General features: G+C 38.7%; 16 protein-coding genes and 1 tRNA gene. 8 read left to right on the top strand and 9 right to left on the bottom strand.

Going from position 1 to position 24991, the window contains the following annotated elements; all coding sequences use genetic code 11:
* Nucleotides 1-129 precede the first annotated feature (129 nt).
* From infB to rimP, 3 genes are read right to left on the bottom strand one after another with little or no spacing between them, the layout of a single operon-like run.
* Nucleotides 130-3072 carry a translation initiation factor IF-2 gene (infB, locus tag Q763_RS10770; protein WP_035134100.1) on the bottom strand — a complete coding sequence of 981 codons (2943 nt, stop codon included), beginning with the start codon at nt 3070-3072 and terminating at the stop codon, nt 130-132.
* 57 nt (nt 3073-3129) lie between these two features.
* Nucleotides 3130-4371 (bottom strand): transcription termination factor NusA, encoded by a 1242-nt coding sequence (nusA, locus tag Q763_RS10775; RefSeq protein ID WP_035134109.1) that lies wholly within the window; start codon nt 4369-4371, stop codon nt 3130-3132.
* A gap of 18 nt (nt 4372-4389) precedes the next feature.
* On the bottom strand, nt 4390-4854 hold the full coding sequence (gene rimP / locus Q763_RS10780) for a ribosome assembly cofactor RimP (RefSeq protein WP_035134151.1): 465 nt from the start codon (nt 4852-4854) through the stop codon (nt 4390-4392).
* A 173-nt stretch (nt 4855-5027) separates the two neighbouring features.
* Here rimP and Q763_RS10785 point away from each other — a divergent pair, with 173 nt between their 5' ends.
* Nucleotides 5028-5876, top strand: coding sequence for a universal stress protein (locus tag Q763_RS10785; protein ID WP_035134112.1), 849 nt, complete (start codon nt 5028-5030; stop codon nt 5874-5876).
* A gap of 104 nt (nt 5877-5980) precedes the next feature.
* Here Q763_RS10785 and Q763_RS10790 read toward each other — a convergent pair.
* Nucleotides 5981-6051 (bottom strand) — tRNA-Gln (locus Q763_RS10790).
* A gap of 153 nt (nt 6052-6204) precedes the next feature.
* Between Q763_RS10790 and Q763_RS10795 the strand changes: the two genes are divergently transcribed.
* From Q763_RS10795 to Q763_RS10805, 3 genes are all read left to right on the top strand, one after another.
* Nucleotides 6205-9450, top strand: a complete 3246-nt coding sequence (locus tag Q763_RS10795) for a glycosyltransferase family 117 protein (RefSeq protein WP_035134114.1) — start codon at nt 6205-6207, stop codon at nt 9448-9450.
* A 140-nt stretch (nt 9451-9590) separates the two neighbouring features.
* Nucleotides 9591-12878, top strand: coding sequence for a glycosyltransferase family 117 protein (locus tag Q763_RS10800; RefSeq protein ID WP_035134116.1), 3288 nt, complete (start codon nt 9591-9593; stop codon nt 12876-12878).
* Between the two features lie 61 nt (nt 12879-12939).
* Complete coding sequence (locus Q763_RS10805; RefSeq protein ID WP_035134118.1) at nt 12940-13584, top strand: polysaccharide deacetylase family protein; 645 nt, start codon at nt 12940-12942, stop codon at nt 13582-13584.
* Here Q763_RS10805 and Q763_RS10810 read toward each other — a convergent pair.
* Together Q763_RS10810 and Q763_RS10815 are read right to left on the bottom strand one after the other, a co-directional pair.
* On the bottom strand, nt 13574-13882 hold the full coding sequence (locus Q763_RS10810) for a thioredoxin family protein (protein ID WP_035134121.1): 309 nt from the start codon (nt 13880-13882) through the stop codon (nt 13574-13576). The two genes, Q763_RS10805 and Q763_RS10810, sit on opposite strands and share 11 nt — an antisense overlap.
* A 74-nt stretch (nt 13883-13956) precedes the next feature.
* Nucleotides 13957-15189, bottom strand: a complete 1233-nt coding sequence (locus Q763_RS10815; protein WP_035134123.1) for a metallophosphoesterase — start codon at nt 15187-15189, stop codon at nt 13957-13959.
* A 203-nt stretch (nt 15190-15392) separates the two neighbouring features.
* Between Q763_RS10815 and polA the strand changes: the two genes are divergently transcribed.
* Nucleotides 15393-18230, top strand: coding sequence for a DNA polymerase I (gene polA / locus Q763_RS10820; protein WP_035134125.1), 2838 nt, complete (start codon nt 15393-15395; stop codon nt 18228-18230).
* 18 nt (nt 18231-18248) lie between these two features.
* Here polA and Q763_RS10825 read toward each other — a convergent pair whose 3' ends face one another.
* Nucleotides 18249-19724, bottom strand: a complete 1476-nt coding sequence (locus Q763_RS10825) for a KAP family P-loop NTPase fold protein (RefSeq protein WP_035134126.1) — start codon at nt 19722-19724, stop codon at nt 18249-18251.
* A gap of 79 nt (nt 19725-19803) precedes the next feature.
* On the opposite strand from Q763_RS10825, the gene Q763_RS10830 reads away from it, so the two are divergent.
* Nucleotides 19804-21129, top strand: coding sequence for a serine hydrolase domain-containing protein (locus Q763_RS10830; RefSeq protein WP_035134152.1), 1326 nt, complete (start codon nt 19804-19806; stop codon nt 21127-21129).
* A gap of 32 nt (nt 21130-21161) precedes the next feature.
* Here Q763_RS10830 and Q763_RS10835 read toward each other — a convergent pair whose 3' ends face one another.
* Entirely contained in the window at nt 21162-22187 is a 1026-nt protein-coding gene (locus tag Q763_RS10835; RefSeq protein WP_035134129.1) for a LacI family DNA-binding transcriptional regulator, read from the bottom strand.
* A 378-nt stretch (nt 22188-22565) separates the two neighbouring features.
* Here Q763_RS10835 and Q763_RS10840 point away from each other — a divergent pair, with 378 nt between their 5' ends.
* Together Q763_RS10840 and Q763_RS10845 are read left to right on the top strand one after the other, a co-directional pair.
* Nucleotides 22566-23321, top strand: coding sequence for a ferritin-like domain-containing protein (locus Q763_RS10840; RefSeq protein ID WP_157499410.1), 756 nt, complete (start codon nt 22566-22568; stop codon nt 23319-23321).
* Nucleotides 23322-23347: 26 nt separating this feature from the next.
* Nucleotides 23348-24172, top strand: a complete 825-nt coding sequence (locus Q763_RS10845) for a ferritin-like domain-containing protein (protein ID WP_035134133.1) — start codon at nt 23348-23350, stop codon at nt 24170-24172.
* A gap of 56 nt (nt 24173-24228) precedes the next feature.
* Here Q763_RS10845 and Q763_RS17830 read toward each other — a convergent pair whose 3' ends face one another.
* A complete protein-coding gene (locus Q763_RS17830) occupies nt 24229-24558 on the bottom strand; it encodes a DUF502 domain-containing protein (protein WP_157499411.1) in 330 nt (109 codons plus the stop codon).
* Between the last annotated feature and the right edge of the window lie 433 nt (nt 24559-24991).

Here is a 24991-nt window from a genome sequence, read left to right on the forward strand (position 1 = left end):
TCACAAATAATAAAAAAGCCCTGACAATGTCAGGGCTTTTTTATTATATAGGGAAGTAGTCCCCAAACAATGTGTCAAAACAAAAAAGTCCGGCCATTGGCCGGACTTTTTGTCATATATAAACTCTTATTATTTAAGTGTCTTCTTAACTTCAACCTCTTGGAATGCCTCAATAACATCACCAATTTGGATATCGTTATAGTTTTTAACCTGCATACCACAGTCGTAACCTTTAGACACCTCTTTAACGTCATCTTTAAATCGCTTAAGGGTAGCAAGCTCTCCGGTATAGATAACCACACCATCCCTGATAAGACGGATTTTAGAACTTCTGTATATCTTACCATCGGTAACCATACATCCGGCAATAGTACCCACTTTAGAGATTTTGAATGTTTCACGGATTTCTGCAGTACCAGTAACTTCTTCTTTAAGTTCCGGAGAAAGCATACCTTCCATAGCATCCTTAACATCATCAATAGCATCATAGATGATAGAGTAGTTTCTGATATCGATTTCCTCTTTCTCTGCAAGTTGCTTAGCACTACCCATCGGTCTTACGTTAAATCCGATGATAATCGCATCTGAAGCCGAAGCTAACAACACGTCAGACTCTGTAATAGCACCTACACCTTTATGTATGATATTGATTTGAATTTCTTCTGTAGACAGTTTAGAGAACGAGTCAGATAATGCCTCAACCGAACCATCCACGTCACCTTTAAGGATAATGTTAAGTTCTTTGAACTGACCTAAAGCAATCCTACGTCCAATTTCAGCAAGCGTAATGTGACGTTGAGTACGTACTGCCTGCTCACGTAGTAACTGAGTACGTTTTGCAGCAATTTGCTTAGCCTCTTTCTCATCTTCAAACACGTTGAACTTGTCACCCGCTGTTGGCGCACCATCAAGACCAAGTAACGATACCGGTGTTGACGGACCTGCCTCCTGAAGACTGTTTCCGCGCTCATCATGCATTGCCTTAACCTTACCGTGGTGTTTACCTGCAAGCACATAATCACCTACTTTTAGAGTACCACCCTGTACAAGTACAGTAGCTACATAACCCCTACCTTTATCAAGGAAAGCCTCAACTACAGTACCAACTGCAGGCTTATCAGGGTTAGCTTTAAGATCAAGTATCTCTGCCTCAAGCAATACTTTTTCAAGTAATTCTTTCACACCTAAACCTGTTTTTGCAGATATATCGTGTGACTGAATTTTACCACCCCAGTCTTCCACTAACAGGTTCATACCTGCTAAGCGTTCTTTAATTTTATCCGGGTTAGCTGTTGGTTTATCAACTTTGTTGATTGCAAATATAATTGGCACACCTGCCGCCTGAGCGTGGTTGATTGCCTCTTTTGTTTGTGGCATGATATCGTCATCCGCAGCAATCACGATAATAGCGATATCTGTTACCTGAGCACCACGTGCACGCATCGCGGTAAACGCTTCGTGACCAGGTGTATCTAGGAATGCGATTTTCTGTCCGCTTTCAAGAGTTACCCCATAAGCACCAATGTGCTGTGTAATACCTCCCGACTCACCTGCAATTACATTTTCCTTACGGATGTAGTCAAGTAACGACGTTTTACCGTGGTCAACGTGACCCATTACTGTAACGATAGGAGCCCTGAACTGTAAATCTTCTTCTTTATCTTCTACAACCTCTATTGATTCTTCAATATCAGCTGTTGTAATTTTAACTTCATAACCAAACTCATCAGCAACAATAGTAAGTGTTTCTGCATCTAAACGCTGGTTCATACTTACCATGATACCTAACGACATACATACAGAGATTACCTTAGTAATAGGCACATCCATCATACTTGCAATTTCACCTACAGTAACAAACTCTGTTACTTTAAGCACTTTGCTTCCTTCTTCAAGCTGTTTTTGCTCGTCATCAGTACGCTGACGGTGTGTTTCACGTTTATCTCTTCTGTACTTAGCCGCTTTAGACTTGCTACCTTTACCCTGAAGTTTTTCAAGGGTTTCCCTAATTTGGTTTTTAACTTCTTCATCGGTAGGCTCCACCTTGTTAACAATAGCCTGACGTTTGTTGTTGCCTCTGTTATTATTGTTACCAAATCTGTTACCGCCACCTTGTCTGTTACCACCCTGGTTATTTCCTCCCTGGTTGTTATTGTTACCACCCTGACCGCCACCTTGAGGTTTGGTAGTTATTCTTTTTCTCTTATTCTTGTTATTGTTATTTCCGCCGCCTTGGTTGTTATTTCCGCCTTTATTATCTTTTTTAGGCTCTTCTTTTTTCTTCTTAGCTTTTTCGAACTGGGAAAGATCTATGGTTTTACCCGTAAAGGTAGTACCGCTAAGTTTTTGATATTGTGTTTTAATAACATCCTCTACAGGCGTTGCCCCTTCACCTTCTTTAGGCGTTTCCTGCTTAGGTGCCTGTTGTTTTGGAGCTTCCTGTTTTGGCGCATGTTGCGGCTTATCCTGTTTTTTATGCTTAACAGGCTGCTCCTGCTGTTTTGCAGGCTGCTGCTGTTTTGCTTTTGGAGCTTCCTGCTTTGGCGCAGGTGTCTCCTCAGGTTTTTTAACCTCTTCTTGTGCTTTCACAGGTTCCGGTTGTTTTACAGGCTCCTCTTTAGCTTTTGGAGTATCCTCTTTAGGTGCAGTTTCCTGCACAGGTTCCTCCACAGTGTCTGAAGATTGCTGCTGAGCCTTTTTATCAGAATTAAGATCTATTTTACCCACTGCTACCGGACCGGATATACTCGCTCTTGCACGGATTACTTCCTGCCTTTGCTTTTCTTCCTCTTCCTGCTGCTTACGTTTCTCTTCTAACTCACGCTCCCTCTCCAGCCTTAGAGCCTCCTTCTCCTTCCTTTTCTCTTCACTCACTTCAAGAGAAGCCTCTTTCTTACCTTTATCGGCAGAAAACTGGTTAATAAGAGCTTTATATTCCTCATTGGATATTTTAGCGTTAGGGGTAGCATCAATATTATGCCCCTTATCCTTAAGAAACTCAACAGCCCTGTCCAGCGAAATGTTTAATTCTCTTAAAACTTTATTTAATCTTATTACTCTTTCTTCAGACATAAAATCTTTTTAATATTATCTTTCCCGGTTGTATGTTATATTTATACAATAGTATTATTAGTCTTCAAACTCTTCCTTAAGTATCCTTACAACTTCAAGAATCGTTTCTTCTTCCAGGTCTGTTCTTCTTACTAGGTCTGCCACATCCTGATTAAGCACGCTTCTGGCTGTATCTAAACCTATTTTAGCAAACTCCTGGATAATCCAATCTTCGATTTCGTCTGAGAATTCTGTTAATTCAACATCCTCATCCTCCTCTAGATTACCTTCACGTATTACATCAAGCTCATATCCTGTAAGCAACCCAGCAAGCTTAATGTTGTGTCCGCCACGGCCAATAGCCTTAGACACTTCTTCCAGCTTTAAGAACACTTCTGCCCTTTTAGCCTCTTCATCAATTTTGATAGAAGAAACTTTTGCAGGACTCAATGCTCTTGTAATATAAAGCTGAGTATTAGACGTATAGTTTATTACATCTATATTTTCATTTCCTAATTCACGTACAATTCCGTGAATTCTTGATCCTTTCATACCCACACAGGCACCAACAGGATCAATTCTGTCATCATAAGAATCAACAGCAACTTTTGCCTTTTCGCCCGGTATTCTCACTACTTTTTTGATAGTGATAAGTCCGTCAAACACCTCTGGTATTTCCTGCTCGAAAAGTTTCTCAAGGAATTTCTCAGAAGTTCTTGACATTATAATTTGCGGCTTATTTCCTTTAAGCTCAACATTTTCTATTATACCGCGAACGTTATCTCCTTTTCTAAAAAAGTCTGAAGGGATTTGTTTTTCTTTTGGCAAAACAATCTCATTACCTTCATCATCCACCAAAATTACAGCTTTTGGCCGAACATGGTGCACTTCTGCAGTATAAATATCACCTATAAGCTCTTTAAACTGCTTGTAAAGGTTTGTATTATCGTGTTCGTGAATTTTAGATATAAGGTTTTGGCGTAACGCAAGTATGGCACGACGACCTAACTGTATTAGCTTCACCTCTTCAGAAACATCTTCACCCACCTCAAAGTCAGGCTCAATTTTTCTGGCTTCAGAAAGAGAAATTTCCTGGTTAGGATCTTCTACCTCACCATCGGCTACAACCACACGGTTCCTCCAAATCTCCATATCCCCTTTATCAGGGTTTATAATGATATCAAAATTATCATCAGAACCATATTTCTTCTTTAATGCATTTCTAAATACATCTTCCAGAATCGCCATCAGCGTAACGCGATCTATCAGCTTATCGTCCTTAAACTCTGAAAACGAATCAATTAATGCAAGATTTTCCATGCCAACTCTCTTTATTTTTTAAAATTTTATAACAACAACTGCTTCTTTAATTTCTGCATAAGGGATTTCCGCTCTTTTTTGTACGGTTTCTTTCCCTTTACCTATCTTTTTAGGCTCCCTTGCCTTCCACTCCAGCACTATGAACTCCTCAGTAGCATCTGTAAGGTTAGCCTCAGTCTCACCACTCTCAGTCTTTACCTTAAGTGTTCGTCCAATATTTTTTTTATACTGCCTGATGTTTTTTAAAGGGCTTGTCGCTCCTGCCGAAGCTACTTCAAGGGAAAAATCCTGCTCTTCCCTATCCAAGTTATGTTCTACAGCCCTGCTTACATCTATACAGTCCTGTAAATTTATCCCGTTATCGCCATCCAGCGTAACATTAATTTTATTGGAGTCACTTATGGAAAGATCTATAAGAAACAACGAAGGGCGCTCTTCCAGCGCTGCATTCACCAGTTCTGCAACTTTCTCTCTAAATGTCATATCAAGTATAAAAAGAGGGGACTCCTGTCCCCTCATTATTTAGTTTTTTAGTAAATAACTGTGCAAATATACTAATTTTTTTATATATTGAAAATCATTACATAATGTAAAATTTATTCACTACTTTTATTGTATTATTTTTCCAACCAAATTTTTGTTAATAATTTACACATATGAAAAGAATTTTAGTACCTACCGATTTCTCAGACCACGCTGAGTATGCACTTAAAGTAGCAGCTCAGATTGCCCGCAAAAACAACGGCGAAATATACCTGCTTCACATGCTGGAACTGCCAAACCACATAAGCGATGACGGTATAGGAGAAAGTAATGCCGTAGGACGAAGTGCAGGAGTACCTGAAGTTATGTTCTTTATGGAAAAAACACGCGAACGCTTCCAGGACCTGCTTAACGAACCATACCTTGAAGGCGTAACTGTTATTGAAGCCATTCAGTTTGACAAAGCCTTTGACGGTATTATTGCTCACAGCAAGAAACATGATATCGACTTAGTAGTTATGGGATCTCACGGAGCAAGCGGATTTAGAGAAATGTTCATTGGCTCTAACACTGAAAAAGTGGTTCGTACTTCAGACATCCCTGTTCTTGTAATCAAGAAAGAGGAAGGCGAGTTCGCTCCGCAAAACTTTGTTTTTGCTTCTGACTTCTCAGACGAAATCAAAAAACCATTTAAAGACGTAGTAAGCTTTGCAAATCTGTTTAACGCAAACCTACACCTTGTTTTTGTTAACACACCAAACGACTTCAAGTCTACACACGCTGCAGAGAAACTTATCCATGATTTTGCTGCAAATGCAAACCTAACAGGAGGCTACTCTACACACATATACAACGACATTAATGTAGAAAAAGGCATACTTCACTTTGCAAACAGTGTAAACGCCGACCTTATTGGTATGTGTACTCACGGAAGAAAAGGACTTGCACACTTCTTTAACGGAAGTATTAGCGAAGACCTGGTTAACCATGCCGTAAGACCGGTTGTAACTTTCAAAATCTAACCCGAAAGAAAAAACATAAAGCTGCCCTTGGGCAGCTTTTTTTATATAATTAACCTAAAAATAACGCAATAAAAAAAGCCTCACAGTTTCCCGAGAGGCTTTTGTTGGTCTACTAGGACTCGAACCTAGAATGACTGAACCAAAATCAGTAGTGTTACCATTACACCATAGACCATTGTTTTGGTGCGTGATTGCGGGTGCAAATGTAGCACATAAATTCATTTTTGCAAATTTTTATTTCAAAAAATATTAAAAAAAATTTTTCTGCGTTACTACTCTAATATTGCCTGTAAAGCAAACAAACTGATAACCAATAAAAAGACCCATTATGCACGATCATTACTTTAAAAGATGGAACCTTATTTTAGGATGGACTTCTTTTGCTGTTGCTCTTATTACCTATTCGCTCACTGTAGAACCCACTGTTAGTTTTTGGGACTCGGGTGAATACATATCTACTGCCGCCAAGCTACAGGTAGGCCATCCGCCAGGCGCTCCGCTCTACCAGTTAATAGGATCGGTCTTTGCACTTTTTGCATTCTCTAAAGAAAAAGTTGCTCTAATGGTAAATATGGTATCGGTATTTTCGGCAGCATTTGCCATACTTTTTATGTACTGGTCGGTTTCATTACTATTAAAAAACATTGTTGTAAAGTTTGGAGAACTAACAAAAGGCAACACCATAATGATACTGGGAAGCTCATTTATAGGCTGTTTGTGCCTTACCTTTTCAGACAGTTTTTGGTTTAACGCTACCGAAGCCGAGGTGTACGCCATGGCATCTTTATTTATATCGTTATTAATGTGGGCAGGATTACGCTGGGGCGAAGAAATGCATTTACCAAACGGTAACCGTTGGCTATTATTAATCTCACTCTTGGTAGGATTATCATTTGGAGTGCATTTTTTAGCACTATTAACCATACCGTCAATTGGCCTTATTTATTACTTTAAAAATTATAAAACAGTAACTACTAAAAATTTTATACTAGCCAATATCGCTATAGTAGGTGTATTGCTTTTTGTATTTAAGTTTTTAATGCCATACACAATGGCACTGTTTGGCAAAACCGAAATATTTGCCGTAAACACGTTAAGACTACCTTTTAATTCGGGCACTATAATAATGGGGCTATTGGTTGTGAGCTTCTTTTATTACGGACTACGATACACAAAACAAAAGGGACTACCTCTTTACAACACAGCAATACTTTGCACCCTTTTTATGTTTATTGGTTTTTCCAGTTGGCTGGTTTTACCGGTACGATCTAACGCCGGAGTAGTAATTAATGAAGTGCCTCCTACCGATGCTGCCGAACTATTGGCATATTATAACCGCGAAAATTATGGCGAGCAAAAAGTATTTTACGGTCCGCTTTATACCGAAACCTATGCAGGCTTAGACCCGGACAATCCGTTTTCAGACGCAAAACCAAACTATGAGCGCGATTACAAAACCCGTAAATATGTAGCCGTAAACAATTATAAAAACGCAGTACATAACACCCACAAAGACCACAACGGTATATTACCCCGTATGATTAGCGAAAAACACGCCGCTAATTACATGGCATACACTGCCCCACCAAAATTTAAGATAAATCCGCAATACGATTTTTCTCAGGATCTTGGCAAATATGGCATTGATATAAATAATATTAGTCAGGATGAAGCCTATACCGCCATGAGCGAGATAAAATCACAGCTTACCGATGTGATAAACGAATTCAAATCGGCCTACAATAGAGGGGAAATCGATTATGAAGGTTATGACAGATTCCTTAAAACTTACAAAAGCTACCTTATTGTAGAAAAACCAACATTAATGCAAAACATGCAGTTTATGGCCGAATATCAGTTTGGCTATATGTTTTGGCGTTACCTAATGTGGAACTTTGCAGGAAAACAAAACGATGTGCAGGGAGAAGGCGACCACCTTAACGGGAACTGGCTTAGCGGCTTTAAAGCCATAGATGAAGCCCGACTGGGAGCGCAAAGCCATCTTACCTCAGACATGTTAAATAACAAAGGACGCAACATATACTTTTTTATACCTTTTATACTAGGCCTAATAGGATTTATTTTCCATGCCCGTAAGGACACTAAAAGTTTTTACACTTTATTAGTACTATTTGTATTTATGAGTTTAGCCATAAAGGTATTCCTTAATGAAAAGCCTTTTGAAGTACGCGAAAGGGACTATGTAATGGTTGGTGCTTTTTATGTTTTTGCTATTTGGATAGCTATGGGAGTTTATGCCTTATATAACAGTATACAAAAACATATAAACCAAAAAGTAGCCGTTCCGGTTATATTAGGAGCAACATTACTGGCCGCTCCTACCCTTATGGCTTTTGAAAACTGGGATGACCATAACAGATCAGGCAGGGATACTGCGCTTGTTATGGCAAAAACCTATCTTGATTCATGCGATCCTAATGCTATACTATTTACTATAGGAGACAACGATACTTTCCCGTTATGGTATGCACAGGAAATAGAAAACTTCAGGACTGATATTAAAGTTGCCTGCTCTACCTACCTACCTGCCGACTGGTATATTGACCAGCTGAAACAAAAAACTTATGAAGCCGAAGGTGCGCCTGTTTCAATGAATCACAGTCAATATGTAGACGGAACCCGCGACTTTATACTATATGTACCAAGAACAGAAGAACGTTTGGACATAGATGACTTTATGGATTTTGTTTTAATGGATGACGAGCGCGCAAAGGTAGAACTCAATAACGGACATTGGGCCAATTATTACCCGAGTAATAAAATACGCATACCGGTAGACAAAGAAGCTGTTATTAAAAATAAGGTTGTATCGCCAGATTTATATGACTCTATTGTACCGTACATAGAAATAGACCTACCTAAAGAGGCTATTTTTAAACATCAGCTGGTTATGCTGGATATTATACGCAACAACAACTGGGAGCGCCCTATCTATTTTACAGGCGGAAGCCCTAAAGCCGAAGATTATCTTTGGTTAAAAGACTACCTTCAGTTAGACGGCATGACCTACAAACTGGTACCAATAAAAACAGAAGTACCAAAAGACAGCCCAATTGACATTGGCCATATTGATTCACAAAAAATGTATGATACCGTTATGCGATGGAACTGGGGTAGCAGTAATAAAAAAATATACCTTGACCCCGAAACAAGACGTAACAGCATTACCTACCGTAAAAACCTTGCACGATTAAGCGACACTTTAATTCAGGAAGGCAAAACCGAAATGGCTAAAACCATAATTGACCTTGCCGTAACAAAACTCCCTACGCAAGATTATGGCTACCACTTCATGTCTGAACCTTTTGCAGAAGGATATTATAAAGTAGGTGAAACCGAAAAGGCCCGTGAACTGGCAGCGCTGTTAATAAAGAAATATCAGGAAAACATCGCCTTTTTCAATTCGGTTAACTCACCGGGTGACATAGGAGGTTATTACAGATTATTACAAATGATCAAAAAGCAGGGTGACAATGAATTTTATGACAAACAGCTCCCTGAATTTGACCGATATTACAAAATGATGGAGCGGTTTATGGAAGACAATAGCTGACAGAAATATTTTACAGGGCGGGAATTACAATAATTCCCGCCTTTTTACTTTATATTAAACATTAAAAATAAGTTTGCTTAATTACCTTTAAATAAAAAATAGTTTCTTTGCATATATAAATCCGGAATTTTCAAAACCGCATGATAACATTCAACTTTAAAAAATGGAACACCATCACCGGATGGTTTGTTTTTGCCATTGCATTTATTGTTTATTCGCTAACCGTAGAGCCAACCATGAGTTTTTGGGATTGTGGCGAGTACATCACCACAGCCGCAAAGCTTGAGGTAGGTCACCCGCCGGGAGCTCCTTTATTCCAAATGGTAGGTGCTTTCTTTGCCATGTTTGCATCGGGTCCTGACAAGGAAGCTCTTATGGTTAATATGGTATCGGTAGCCTCCAGTGCATTCACCATACTTTTTATGTTTTGGTCATTAACCATGATAATACGATCACTGGTTGAGAAATTTTCCGAATTTAATAACAACAATGCCTTTATGGTATTAGGGAGTTCTGCCGTTGGCGCACTTGCCTTTACCTTTACAGACAGCTTTTGGTTTAATGCGGTTGAAGCCGAGGTGTATGCCATGGCATCGTTATTTATAGCATTATTACTTTGGCTTGGATTACGCTGGGAGCAGGACATGAACACTCCGCGAGGCAACAAATGGTTACTTATCATATCACTGGTAGTAGGTTTATCATTTGGTGTTCACTTTATGGCACTGCTTACCATCCCTGCAATCGGATTTATATACTTCTTTAAGAACTACGAAAAAGTTACAGTAAAAAGCTTCATCATAGCAAATATTGTTATTGTAGCCATACTCCTTTTCATTTTCAAATTACTATTACCATACACACTTGCTCTTTTTGGTAAGACCGAAATATTTATGGTCAACAAAATGGGACTTCCGTTTAACTCAGGAACCATATTTGTAGCCATACTACTGGTAGCCTTCTTTTACTTCGGGCTTAGCTATACCCGTAAAAAAGGATATGCACTTGCCAATACACTTACTCTTTGTATACTATTTATCTTTATAGGTTTCTCTACCTGGATGATGTTACCTATACGTGCTAACGCAAACGTGGTTATTAATGAGAACAGACCATCGGATGCTGCCGAGGTACTTGCTTACTATAATCGTGAGCAGTATGGTGAGCAAAAACTGTTTTATGGCCCTATGTATTCTGATATTTATGCCGGACTTGATGCCGACAAACCATATGAGGATGAAAAACCAAACTACCAAAGGGATTATAAAACCGGAAAATATGTTATTGTAAACAATTACATAAACGCAAAACAGAATACCGATGACAACCACAAAGGCTTTATGCCGAGAATGTGGAGTACAGACAACGGTCATCCGGTAAACTATATGAATTTCACAAAACCTCTTGACTTTAGGATAGACCCTAATTATGATTTTTCAAGAGACCTTGTACAATATGGCCTTCCTTTAGATCAGATGAGTGATGAGGAAATAGGGAAAGCTATGGCACAGGTGCGTGATGAACTTCAAAACATAATCAATCAGTTCAAAGCCTCTTACCAAAAAGGAGAACTGGATCTTGACGATTACGACAAATTCCTTAGAAACTACAGCAGTTACCTTATAATAGAGAAACCATCGTTTACTGACAACATGAAGTTCATGTTCCAATACCAGTTTGGTTATATGTATTTCAGGTACTTTATGTGGAACTTTACCGGTAGGCAAAACGACATACAGGGACGTTATGATAATTATGACGGCAACTGGATGAGTGGTATCAAATTTATTGATGAGAACCACGTGGGTCCACAAAGCAATCTGACAGAAGATCAGCTTAACAACAAGGCAAGGAACTTTTACTACTTCTTACCTCTATTATTAGGATTTATAGGATTATGCTACCATGCATCAAGAGACCCTAAGAGTTTCTATGTATTACTTATACTATTCCTGTTTACAGGACTTGCCCTTAAGGTGTACCTAAACGAAAGACCTTTCGAGCCAAGGGAGAGAGACTATGCCCTTGTAGGATCATTCTATGTATTTGCCATGTGGATAGGTATAGGTGTATATGCTATTTATGAAGCTATACAAAGATACTTAGCTCCAAAAATTGCAGGACCGGTTGTACTGGCTGCTACATTACTGGCAGGACCTGTATTACTTGCTTCTCAAAACTGGGACGACCACGATCGTTCAGGTCGTTATACTGCACTTGCTATGGCTAAGGCTTACCTTGAGTCGTGTGACGAAAATGCCATTTTATTCACCATTGGGGATAACGACACCTTCCCGCTTTGGTATGCACAGGAAATTGAAGGCATACGTACAGACATCAGGATTGTAAACACCAGCCTTTTCATGACCGACTGGTATATAGACCAGATGAAAGCGAAAGCATACACATCTGAACCGTTACCTATATCCTTTACGCACGATCAGTATGTACAGGGAACCAGAGACTACATGTTCTTTGATAAGCAAACTGAAAACCGTTGGGACATAAACGACTTTATATCATTTATCGCTTCAGATGACCAAAGAACAAAAGTTGAGCTTAAAAACGGACATAGCATTAACTACTTCCCTACTAATAAAATCAGGCTTAAAGTAGACCGTGAATCGGTTATAAAACACAAAGTAGTAGAGCCTGAGCTTTACGACTCTATTGTTCCTTATATCGATATTGACATTAAAGGTGATGCTATATACAAAAACCGTCTGTTAATGCTTGACATTGTTAACAACAATAACTGGGAACGCCCTATTTACTTTACCGGAGGAAGCTTTGGTGATGACGATTACATTTGGATGAAAGACTACCTTCAGTTAGATGGTATGGTATTCAAACTTGTTCCTGTAAGAACTCCGGTTCCTAAAGAAGGAAGCCTGCTTGATATGGGACATATTGATACCGAAAAAATGTACAATATTGTTATGAAATGGGATTGGGGTAACAGCGAAAGCCCTAACATTTATCATGACCCGGAAACCCGCAAAAACAGTATTACATACCGCACCAACCTGGCGCGACTTATGGAAAAACTAATCGAGGAAGGCAAAAAGGATAAAGCTAAAGATATTGCTGATCTTGCCATGACTAAGATGCCTGTAGATTACTTTGGTTACTACACCTTACTGGAGCCTTTTGCAACAGCATACTATCAGCTTGGCGAAAAAGAAAAAGCACGTGACCTGCTTACTCAACTTATCAAAAAGTACCAGGAGAAGCTTACCTTCTACAACAGTGTTGATGTAAGGGAACAAAACAACATTATTGTTGATATTATAACCGATATTGAACGCTACAGAAGCCTTTTACTAATTATGAAAGACGAAGGTGATACCGAGCTTTACAACAAGGAAAAACCTACCTTTAATAAGTACAACGAAATGTTTAAAAGGTTTAAACGTGAAAACGAATAATAACTAAATTATATTAGTAACTTTATAAGCAGCTTTGAGTAAAGCTGCTTATTTTTTTAGCATGAAAGCATACTGGGTCAAAACAGGAAAACTGATTAAAAAGTTGTTTAACGGTTTTGTTTGGGACATCCCTAACAACAGTAATACCGTGTACCTTACTTTTGATGACGGCCCTACTCCCGAGATTACCGAGTGGGTACTTGGTGTACTGAAAAAACATGACATTAAAGCCACTTTTTTCTGTATAGGCAATAACATCAAAAAGCATCCGGATATTTTTAAAAAGGTAGCAGACGATGGTCACACTATTGCTAACCATACCTACAATCACTTAAACGGATGGAAAACCAAAAAGGAAACCTATCTGGAAAACACATTTGCCTGCGAAGAGGTAATTAAAGGCTTTACACACGAAGAATACACTACAAAACTATTCAGACCACCTTACGGAAAAATAAAATCATCTCAAGCTAAAGCAATAAGGGATGAGGGGTACAAAATAATAATGTGGGATGTATTGAGTGCTGATTTTGATAAAACCATAACTCCCGAAAAGTGTCTTGAAAACGTTACAGAAAACACAACAGAAGGTAGCGTGATTATTTTTCACGACAGTGTAAAAGCATTCCCTAATCTGGAATATGCCCTACCAAGAGCAATAGAATACTTAAAGAAGAAAAAGTTTAGGTTTGAGGCTATGCACTAGTACTGGTAAATTCCTGTACCAGCCCGATAATAGTATTAGCATCCAGTTCGCCTGACTGCCTCCACACCATTTGTCCTCCCTTGTAAATCATTAACGTAGGAAGTCCTTTTATTCTTAAAGCATCGGCCAGTTCCTGATTTTTATCCACATCGATTTTTATCACCTTTGCCCTGTCTCCCAGTGCAGCAGCTACATCTCTAATTACAGGATGCATTGACACAGAAGGCTCGTTCCACTCTGTGTAAAAATCGATTAGTACAGGTACCGGGGAGTTTATAAGTTCTCCAAATTTTGACATAAAAAAAGATTTAAACTTACTTAAAAACCTTTAGTTCCAAATAATCTATATACAAATATAACATTTTTAAGCAATCACGCTACTTTTGGGCCTTTTTTTAGTTCTAATACTGTTATTTCTGGCCAAATACCTACCCTACCTGGATAAGCGTGGAAGCCAAAGCCTCTGTTTACATATATATAGCGCCCTACATTTTCATACAGTCCGCCCCATTGTTTGTAACGATATTGTATTGGACTCCACTTTACAAAGCCCGGTATTTCTATACCAAACTGAGATCCGTGAGTATGTCCGCTAAGGGTTAAATGATAATTATCTCTGTGGGTTTTTACCTCATGCTCCCAGTGTGATGGGTCATGACTCATAAGTATTTTAAAATCGGTTTGTTTAATACCTTCGGATGCTTTTACCAAATCACCTGCCTGCTTAAACCCAATTCCCCAGTTCTCAACACCTATAAGGGCAATTTCATCATCCCCTTTTTTAAGCTTCACATTCTCGTTAAGCAACAGCTTGAAATCAATTTGCCTGTGCAGGTCTTTTATAGCCTCAAAGTTTTCGTTCTTGTCCTTTTGCGAAGGCCAGGTAACATATTCACCATAATCATGATTCCCCAAAACCGAAAACTTACCGAACTGAGGTGTTTCAATAGACCTAAAAGTCTCAATCCACGGATTCATCTCATCAGCATGGGTGTTTACAATATCACCGGTAAACAATATAATGTCTGACTTCTGCTCATTAATCATATTAATGGCATGTTCAATTTCATGGTGATTATCAAAACTGCCACTATGCACATCAGATATCTGGGTAATGGTAAACCCGTCAAAGCTATCCGGAAGGTCGGGATAGTAAATCGTTTTTTTATGCACCTTAAAATTATACTTCCCTTTTGTCATACCATATAACAGGGAAAGAAAAGGTATTGCAGCAGCACCAAGTGCGATCTGGCTTACAAACTTTCGCCTGCTGGTAAGAAACGACTCGTTTGTAGTACCCGAGAATTCTTTAAGGAATCCGCCAATAACACGAATAATATCTTCACCAAACATAAATGCCATAAGCAGCATTTTGGGAATATAAGTTATCAGCAACAGCCCTATAGTGAACAGGGTATGTTTATTTTGCCCCACGCTTCGGTCAAACTGAGTGGCAAACGAGTAAAATATATAAACTACAATTAAAAGGGAAATCACCTGATAAGCAATAAGCACCCATTTTATTCGGGTTAATGTTTTTACAGCCTGAAAAGCATACAGCTCTACCAAAACCACAAAAACAAAAAGTATAATCCAACGTAACATCTAATTATTTTTAAGTAAGTGGGAATAAAGGTATTTCAAAAAAACACCCGATATTCAAATTTAACAAAGTTTCGCATGGCTCGCCTCAAAAAACGCACCATAAAACAATAAACGACACAGTAGCAGTTATGTAACACAAAAGCCTGACATATTATTCTTATTCTGCACCAGTTTGTTTATTTTTACGCCAAATAGATTTTATCATGTCACAGCAAAAACGACTTTTCCTACTCGACGCATATGCATTAATTTTCCGTGGTTATTATGCTTTTATCAAAAACCCGAGGATAAACTCCAAGGGGATGGATACATCGGCCATTATGGGATTCATGAACTCCCTGCTGGATGTAATAAAACGTGAAAAACCAGATCATTTAGCCGTTGCTTTTGACAAAGGAGGAAGTGCTGTGCGTACTGAAATGTTTACCGAATACAAGGCCAATAGAGATGAAACTCCTGAGGCTATAAAACTGGCAGTACCTTACATACATGAAATCCTTAAAGCAATGCACATCCCAATTGTGGAGCTTGAAGGCTGTGAGGCCGATGACCTTATAGGAACCATTGCAAAGCAGGCCGAAAAACAGGGCTACCAAACTTTTATGGTAACACCCGATAAAGATTTTGCTCAGCTGGTTAGCGAAAACATTTTTATGTACCGCCCTGCCAGAATGGGTAACGGTATTGAGATATGGGGCGTACCCGAAGTACTGGAGCGTTTTGAGATAGAAAGGCCGGAACAGGTAATTGATTTTCTGGGTATGATGGGCGATGCTGTAGACAACATCCCTGGGCTACCTGGTGTAGGTGAGAAAACTGCCAAAAAACTACTTAAAGAATACGGCTCTATGGAAAATCTTTTAGCCAACACACACGAGCTAAAAGGTAAAATGAAGGAGAAGATTGAACAGAATGCCGAACAGGGGCGTTTATCTAAAGTACTGGCCACAATTATTACCGACTGTGATGTGACCTTTAATGAGAAAGACTACGAGCTTTCCAAACCGGATACCGAAAAAGTGGAAGCCATTTTTAATGACCTTGAGTTTAGAAGAATGGCTGACCAGTTCCATAAACTGTTTGCCGATGGTGAGGAGTACAGTGAAATTTCAAATAACAGTACTGCCCCTACCAAAAAGGTAGCCAAAAGCGATGACCAGCAGTTTTCACTGTTTGGAGGCGGAGAAGAAACTCCGTCGGCCAATACTGCAACCGAGAGTTTTTACAAAAACCTGGAGACCACAAACCATTTTTACCAGTTGGTTCAGGGGAATCTGGCAACAGGGTTGCTAATTAAAGATATGCTGAAACAGCCAAGTGTTTGTTTTGATACCGAAACCACAGGGGTAAACACACTTACCGCCGAACTGGTGGGTATGTCGTTCTCATGGGAAACCGGAAAAGCCTTTTATATACCGTTCCCGGAAAACAGAGATGAAGCTCAGGAACTAATCAATAAATTCATTCCGTTTTTTGAAGATGAGAACATAGAAAAAATAGGTCAGAATCTTAAATACGACCTACAGGTGCTTTCCAATTACGGCATTACTGTAAAAGGAAAGATATTTGATACCATGATTGCCCATTACCTGATTAACCCTGATATGAGGCACGGTATGGATATACTGGCAGAAACCTACCTGCAGTATTCGCCTAAACCTATTGAGGAACTTATTGGTAAAAAAGGTAAAAACCAAAAGTCAATGCGCGATGTGGAACTGGAGCTTATTAAGGAATATGCCTCTGAAGATGCAGATATTACACTACAGCTAAAAGAGCTTTTTGCCCCGCAACTGGAAGCTACCGGGACACGTAAACTGTTTGATGAAATAGAAATTCCGCTGATGCCTGTACTGGCCGATATGGAACACGAAGGCATAAGGCTTGACTGCGATTACCTAAAACAGCTTTCTACAGTACTTTCTAACGATGCTAAAACTTTAGAACAACGCATTTATGAAGTTGCCGGAGAGACATTTAATCTTGCTTCCCCAAAACAATTGGGTGACATTTTATTTGACAAACTAAAGATAGGCGGAGCTAAACAGAAGAAAACCAAAACCGGACAGTATGCTACCGGTGAGGAAGTACTTTCTTACCTGGCAAAAGACAACCCTATTGTACAGGATATTTTAGACTGGCGCCAGTTGGTTAAACTGCAAAACACTTATGTAGATGCGCTACCGCTACAAGTACAGGAAACTACAGGCCGTGTGCATACCGATTATATGCAGACAGTTGCAGCTACCGGACGCCTAAGTTCCAACAACCCTAACCTGCAAAACATTCCTATCCGTACCGAAAGGGGAAGACAGATACGTAAGGCCTTTATAGCAAGAGATGAAAATCATACCCTTGTTTCTGCCGATTATTCGCAGATAGAGCTTCGTATTATTGCTGCCCTTAGCGGTGACCCCGAAATGGTAAAATCATTCCAAAACGGAGAGGACATTCACGCCTCTACCGCAGCAAAAGTGTTTAATGTACCGCTTAATGAGGTAACCCGCGAACAGCGTAGCCATGCAAAAACGGTAAACTTCGGTATTATATATGGTGTTTCGGCATTTGGGTTAAGTAACCAAACATCGCTGAGCCGCTCGGAATCAAAAGAGCTTATCGATACTTATTACAAAACCTACCCTACCCTTAAAAAATACATTAACGACCAGATAGAGTGGGCACGTGAGCATGGTTATGTTCAAACCATATCAGGACGCCGCCGTTACCTTAAGGATATCAATTCGCAAAACGCGGTAGTACGCGGAGCTGCCGAACGTAATGCCGTTAACGCGCCAATACAGGGTAGCGCTGCCGATATTATTAAGATTGCGATGATAAACATCCATAAAAAACTAACCAACGAGAACTGGAAGAGTAAGATGTTGCTACAGGTACATGATGAGCTTGTGTTTGATGTTCACAACAGTGAGCTGGATAAAATAAAACCTATGATTAAGCATGAAATGGAAAATGCCTTTAAAATGGCAGTTCCGCTTGATGTGGAAATTGGCGAAGGTCACAACTGGCTTGAGGCACATTAAAAATCACAAAGAGCGCTATTATAGCGCTCTTGTTATTATATCTTTTATTAGACCAAAACTTGAATCTGACATATATCTATCTTCAATAAAAACATCAATATTCTCTACGATGTAATCATAAAAAAGTATCTCAATACTGTTTTCCTCTGACAAAAACTTTTTGCCAGAAAGAGGAGATCCTTCACTTACCATAGTATGGAAATTAGAAGGACTCAACATTATAAAAAAGTCATCTAAATCTAATAAATTATCATCTTTAGAAAAATTCTTATAAGGTATATCCAGTTTTTCTTCTTCGGATAAAAGCTTTAAATAGCTTGGTAAAGGAAAAGAGGAACTATTAGACTTTTCTTCCTCATTAAACTTAACAAAAGTTAATCTTTTTTTACCAAAATTTAAAAAACTCTGAAAACTGTCATGGTAAAACTCATGTAAAATAATTAGATAAACAACCAATAAAACTTCAAAAACACTAACTTTCTTATTTCTTTTAGTACTACCTATATTAGGAAAACCAAAAAACAGACCTAGACCACTTATATTTCTTAAAATCAAAAACTTATTAAAAACCTTTTTTACTCGACGAGGATTTGTAAAATCCAATCCAATCAAAAAATGCTCTACCCACTCACTTAATGTCCATAATGTTCCAGATATATTATAACGCGTGGAGTTGTTAAAGTAGTTATTCAATAAAAGCCGTAAATCATCATGAAAAGGCATAGTAAAAGACACGTCAAAAATTTTCTCTAAATATTCATTCGCTTTTATCACCTCTCCATATTTTGTTTTTACCGCCTCTTCAACTGCTTTTTTATCAACTCCGCAAAAGAAAATTGTTTTCTTTCCGTAAGTAAAAAACAGTTTAATAGCCGACAAAAGATTTAGCACCTGTTCTGGCTCACACCTGTCTAAATCATCAATAAATATTATATTATAATTATTATTCTTTTCCGAAGATGTCATTCTACCTTCAAGACGTTTAAATTCATTTTTAAACTCTTTCAATGCTTTATAAAAAGTCAACTCTTCTTCTTTTGTAACCTCTTCAACAAAAGCAGCTGGATCTAGTTCAATCCCAGGACCATTAGTAAATAAAGGAATATTCATCTTAATAGATTTGCCTAATCCTCTTAAAATTCTACCTCCAAATTTTAATATTTCATCACAGGTTTCTTCTAATATATCTTCATTCTTGGAAGCTAAAAATTCTATAAGAGAATAGGCTAGATTTTCATCCTTTTCATATTCCCAAGCCTCAAAAAAGAAAGTATTAAATTCATCTTGTAACTCACTTTCAAGATATTTCATCAAACTACTCTTCCCACTTCCCCATTCTCCATACAATGAAAACATTTTTATTTCATTAAACTGTTCTTTGTTATTTGTCAGAATCAGTTTAATGATATCACCTTTATCTCTTAAACCCAAATAGTCAGTATCATCAGTAAGTTTTTTAACAGGTAAATTTGAAAATAGCTTTGGTGTGGTCATTTATTTATGTTTTAGGTCAATAAATTTAACTAAATAAAAATTATAATTTAGTGTTATGAATTTCAATCAACAAACAGCTATGAAAAAAACCGCTTTATTTCTATTTTTCTTAATGGCTTCGGCGCAGGGTATTGCCCAAACCGAGCCTAAATTTGAAAAAATAGACCAGCTTTTAAACCACTTTTATACCAACGACCGCTTTATGGGATCAGTCTCCATAAGAGAAGGTAACGATGTGGTTTTTGAAAACGCTTACGGCTATACCGATGCAGAAAACGGCATTAAAGCCAACACCCATACCAAATACAAAATTGGGTCAATAACCAAAATGTTTACTGCTGCTATTGTGCTTCAGCTAATTGAAGATAAAAAGCTTACACTGAACACCAAACTATCACAGTTTTATCCGGAGATAAAAAATGCCGACAGTATAACCATAGACCACCTGCTTAGCCATAAAAGCGGTATTTATAATTATACCAATGCAGATGATTTTATGGAGTACACCAAAAATGCCCAAACTAAAATGGAGATGCTAAAAAGGATTGCCGGATTTGATCCTGTGTTCAAACCGGGAGAAAAAGCCGAATACAGCAACTCTAACTATGTACTACTGGGCTATATTATTGAAGATGTAACCAAAAAAACATACAAGGCAAACATTAACGACAGAATCACCAGACCATTAAAACTAACCGACACCTATTACTACTCTAAAACCAACCCAAAAAGAAACGAGGCGTACTCCTATACTTTTGAAGGAGACAAATGGGTACAGTCGGATGAGTGGGACAGCTCTGTAGCCTATGCTGCCGGCGCATTGGTTTCTACACCAAACGACCTTACCAAGTTCATAAAGGCTCTGTTTGACGGAAAAATAATCAAAAAGGAATCCCTTGAAACAATGAAAACCATGGATATGGGTTACGGCAGAGGAATGTTTATTTTCCCTTTTAACAGCCGTAATTTTTACGGTCACAATGGCGGTATCGAATCGTTCACTTCTGTTTTAGGTTACTACCCAAAAGAACAGATGTCAATATCGGTTATTCAAAATGGTAGTAACTACGACCTAAACGAAATTTTAGTAGGTATTTTAAGCTGTTATTATAAAATACCTTACCCATTACCTAACCTGACTATTGCAGAGGTAGCTCCCGAAGTTTTAAAGGGTTATGAGGGTAATTACAATTCATCTGAGATTCCGTTAGAGATAACCGTTAAATACACCGAAAACGGATTGACAGCTCAGGCCACAGGGCAAAGCGCTTTCCCGCTAACACCTACCAGCGACACCCAGTTTATATTTAATCAGGCGAATATTGAAATAACATTTAAGGATAACAACAGCTTTATACTCAAACAGGGGCAAATGCAGTTTAATTATACCAGGAAAGAACAATAAAAAAAGCCTCCGTTTAGGAGGCTTTTTTTGTTTTATAACTTACGGGTCGATTCCCTTTGTCTTAATTCGGTTTTAATTACTCGGGTTTCATAATCAGGTTCTTCTCCTTCTTTGGCTTCCAGCCTGTTGATAAGCATTTCTGCCGCTGCCGACCCAATCTCTGGTCCGTGCTGACTTACTGTGCTTAGGCTTGGCGTTAATCTTCTGGACCAAACCCCGTCGGCAAAACCTATTATGGAAAGCTCTTCCGGAATTTTAAGACCTTTCTTAATAGCCACTTTCATAGCCATTACTGATGCGTGCTCGTCGAGAGCAAAAACCCCGTCCAGTTTATTATTATCAAATAAATCCTGAAGCTTAGCATCAAACTCCTCGGTACTTTCCGTTCTCAGTATTATTTTATCATTTACTTTAATATCGTTTACTGCAAGGGCTTTTAAATATCCCTCTGCCCTAAGTTTACCAACACTAAGGTTATCAATTGTAGAAAGCAGCGCTATATTCTTGCAGTTGGATTTTATAAAGTGATCCATAGAGTAGACTGCCGAATCAAAATCATCTACAATAACCTTATCACAATTTACATCGTCAGATATCCTGTCAAACATCACTATAGGCAAATCATCTGCCATAGCTTCCTTAAAGTGTTTAAACTCGCCTTCCTTCTGTGTCTCTTCGGATATCGAAAGGATAAACCCGTCTATAGTACCATTACTAAGCATGTCCATAGCGTGGATTTCCTTTTCAAGCGATTCGTTAGAGATACAGGTAATTACATTGTAACCCTTTTCGTTAGCAGTTTTCTCTATACCGCTAAAAACCTTGGCAAAAAACGGGTTCAGGATATTTGGAATAATAACCCCAATGGTTTTAGACCTTTTGTTTTTAAGGTTCACCGCCATGTGGTTAGGCTTATAGTTTTTAAGCTTGGCAAACTCCTGTACTTTAATTTTTGTAGGCTCACTAATTTCAGGACTGTTGCTTAAAGCTTTAGACACTGTGGACACAGAGACATTTAGCTCTTTTGCGATCTGTTTTAATGTAGCTTTTGGTTTCATATACTGCGGATAAATTCTTAATGTAAAGAAACGAAAAAAAATGAATTTATAACGGTTATTACACCAATAAAATGGACATAAAACACTAAAAACTCATTATTTCTCATCCTTTTTATTAAAAAAGAAAAATTAAAACCTCCTTTTAAACACTCATAACTCACATACAGCTAATCCTTTGAAACAAAAGACTTAAACACTGAAAAGTATTCAGAAACAAGACATTAAATACTACATATTAAAATTAAAAAATGTTAAAAAAATACAAAAATGGGAATATACCAAAAACCAATATTGAAAATAAGGCGTAAATAAAAACATCAACCGTACACTAAACCTACATCGGTAGAAAAGCAATTATTATTAACCTCAAAATCTTTAATTATGAAAAAAGTAAAAGTTGAGGAAGTAAAATCAAACCTGACCAACAGGCGAAGCTTCCTTAGAATCAGCGGGCTTGCCATTGCGGGAACCGGTCTTGTTATAGCAGGATGCAGTAACGATGATGATGGTGGTATGACAGACCCTCCGGTAGATAACCAGCTTCCCGGCGTAAGAAACGGCGTATTTGACCTTGGCGGCGGAGATGCCGGTATTCTTACTTATGCTTATGCTTTAGAACAGCTTGAGGCTGATTTTTATACACGAGTAGTTAACGGAAACAATTTCGGATCGGTTTTCAGCAGTGAAGAACAGTCGGTTCTTACTGACCTGTACAGGCATGAAGTAATACACCGCGAGTTTTTCAGGACAGCACTAACAGGCGTACTAAATGACCCAGACCGCGTGTTACCTGACTTGAATTTTGATTATGGAGACCTGAACTTCAGTAACAGGCTGCAGGTACTGAATACTGCAAAAACACTTGAAGACACAGGTGTAGCTGCTTATAACGGTGCCGGACGATACATTACAACACCTGATTACCTTGTAATAGCAGGTAAAATTGTATCGGTAGAGGCTAGACACGCATCGGCTATCAGGAGTTTATTAAACCCGGGATCGGCAGATTTTGCAGGAAACGATGTGATTGATGCAAACGGATTAGACCTTGCACAAATGCCTTCAGAGATTTTAGCAGCGGTAGGTTCGCTGGGTGTGGTACAAACACCTTTCACAGCACAGTTCTTACCATAATCAACTAACATTTAAACTTCAGCAATATGAATATTTTAAAATTTATAGAGTCGTTTACTGATGATAATTTACTAAACAGTAAAAGCTCCAGAAGAGATAGTTTTAACCAGTTTAAAACATTAGGAAAAAATGCAGCTTTGGCATCCCTGCCACTGGGTATTGCATCGCTTGTACTGGCTCCTACAAAAGCTAATGCAGCAGCTACCGCATTTATGACTACTCAGGATACTCCAACCACCGCCCTGCAACTGGCACTGATACTGGAATACCTTGAAGACGAATTTTACCAGATAGCACTGGACACTAACGGACTTATCCCGGCTGCCGATCAGGCAATAATAGCACAGATATCACAGCACGAAGCGGCACACGTACAGTTCCTTTCTAGCGCGTTAGGAGATATGGCTCCCGAAAAGCCAGACTTTGACTTTACCGTAGGCGGAGCCTTTAATACCTTTAGTGACTACCCTACTTTCATGGCTTTAGCGCAGGCTTTTGAAGATACCGGAGTTCGTGCCTATAAAGGACAGGCAGGCAACCTGATGTCTAACGGAGATTTGCTTACCGCCGGATTACAAATCCACTCGGTTGAGGCACGCCATGCTTCACAGATAAGAAGACTGAGAGGACAAAAAGGATGGATTGTAGGCAGTGACCGCGGAGGGTTACCGGAAGCTGCACAGGCAGTGTATGACGGAGAAGAAAATGCAATGCAGGCCGGCTTCAATACCGCATCGGTAATGGCTACAAACGGACCGGATATCCCAGCAGCAGCAGGACCGGAATCGTTTGATGAAATTCTTACCGGACAACAGGCAAGCGACATCGCTTCCCTATTCTTTGCACAATAAACATAAACATAATTTTAGTATATAGAGTTGGTTTTTAAAAGCCATAAGAGATAATCTTATGGCTTTTTTATATGTTCCCACGGTCTGCCCGAAGCACCAAAGCTATTTAGTGCACTCATGGCTACATGCATGGAAATAGGTTCGTATTCACATGTTGCCTTTTCTACAAAGCGTATTTCCCCTCCTCCCATATTTGGGGCATCGGGTATAAATACACTCATAAATTTATCATCCCCCTCATCAGTAATAAAAGCGAGCAGATAAAAATCGCCATCTTTTAGCAATATAGCTTTCCACGCTCCTTCTACCCCTGTCCGGTTTTCATCAATAAGCCTGTATTTAAGCACCTGCAAACTGGGCACTACCAAAAAAAGCTGCTGTTCCATTTTTTTACCCCATTGCCTTACGAGTCCTATTTGAATTAGCATCCCGGCTACATAACACAAAAAGACAATGAGCAAAACACATATAACAGTTAAAGTGGCTGCTCCAAAAACAGAATGAATATTTAAGAGATCGGAGATTTTTTGACCTAACGGAATTAAAATCTGAATGGCATGATTAATAATAATAAGGATAAGCACTAAGGGAATTACCAAAAAAAGCCCTCCTAATATTACTGCCCTGGTTGGTTTTTTAATGATTGACATAGGCAAAAAAGGTTAAGTTAGTTATTGAGAATAAGACAATTACACTAACTAATTTACGCACTTTTTTGATTAGCTGATAAATAAATATCTGAAAATGAGATTATTTGGAATAAAAAAAGCCTCTGATTTCTCAGAGGCTTTGTGCGGGTGATAGGACTCGAACCTACAC

The sequence above is a fragment of the Flavobacterium beibuense F44-8 genome (assembly GCF_000769915.1).
GTDB lineage: Bacteria > Bacteroidota > Bacteroidia > Flavobacteriales > Flavobacteriaceae > Flavobacterium > Flavobacterium beibuense.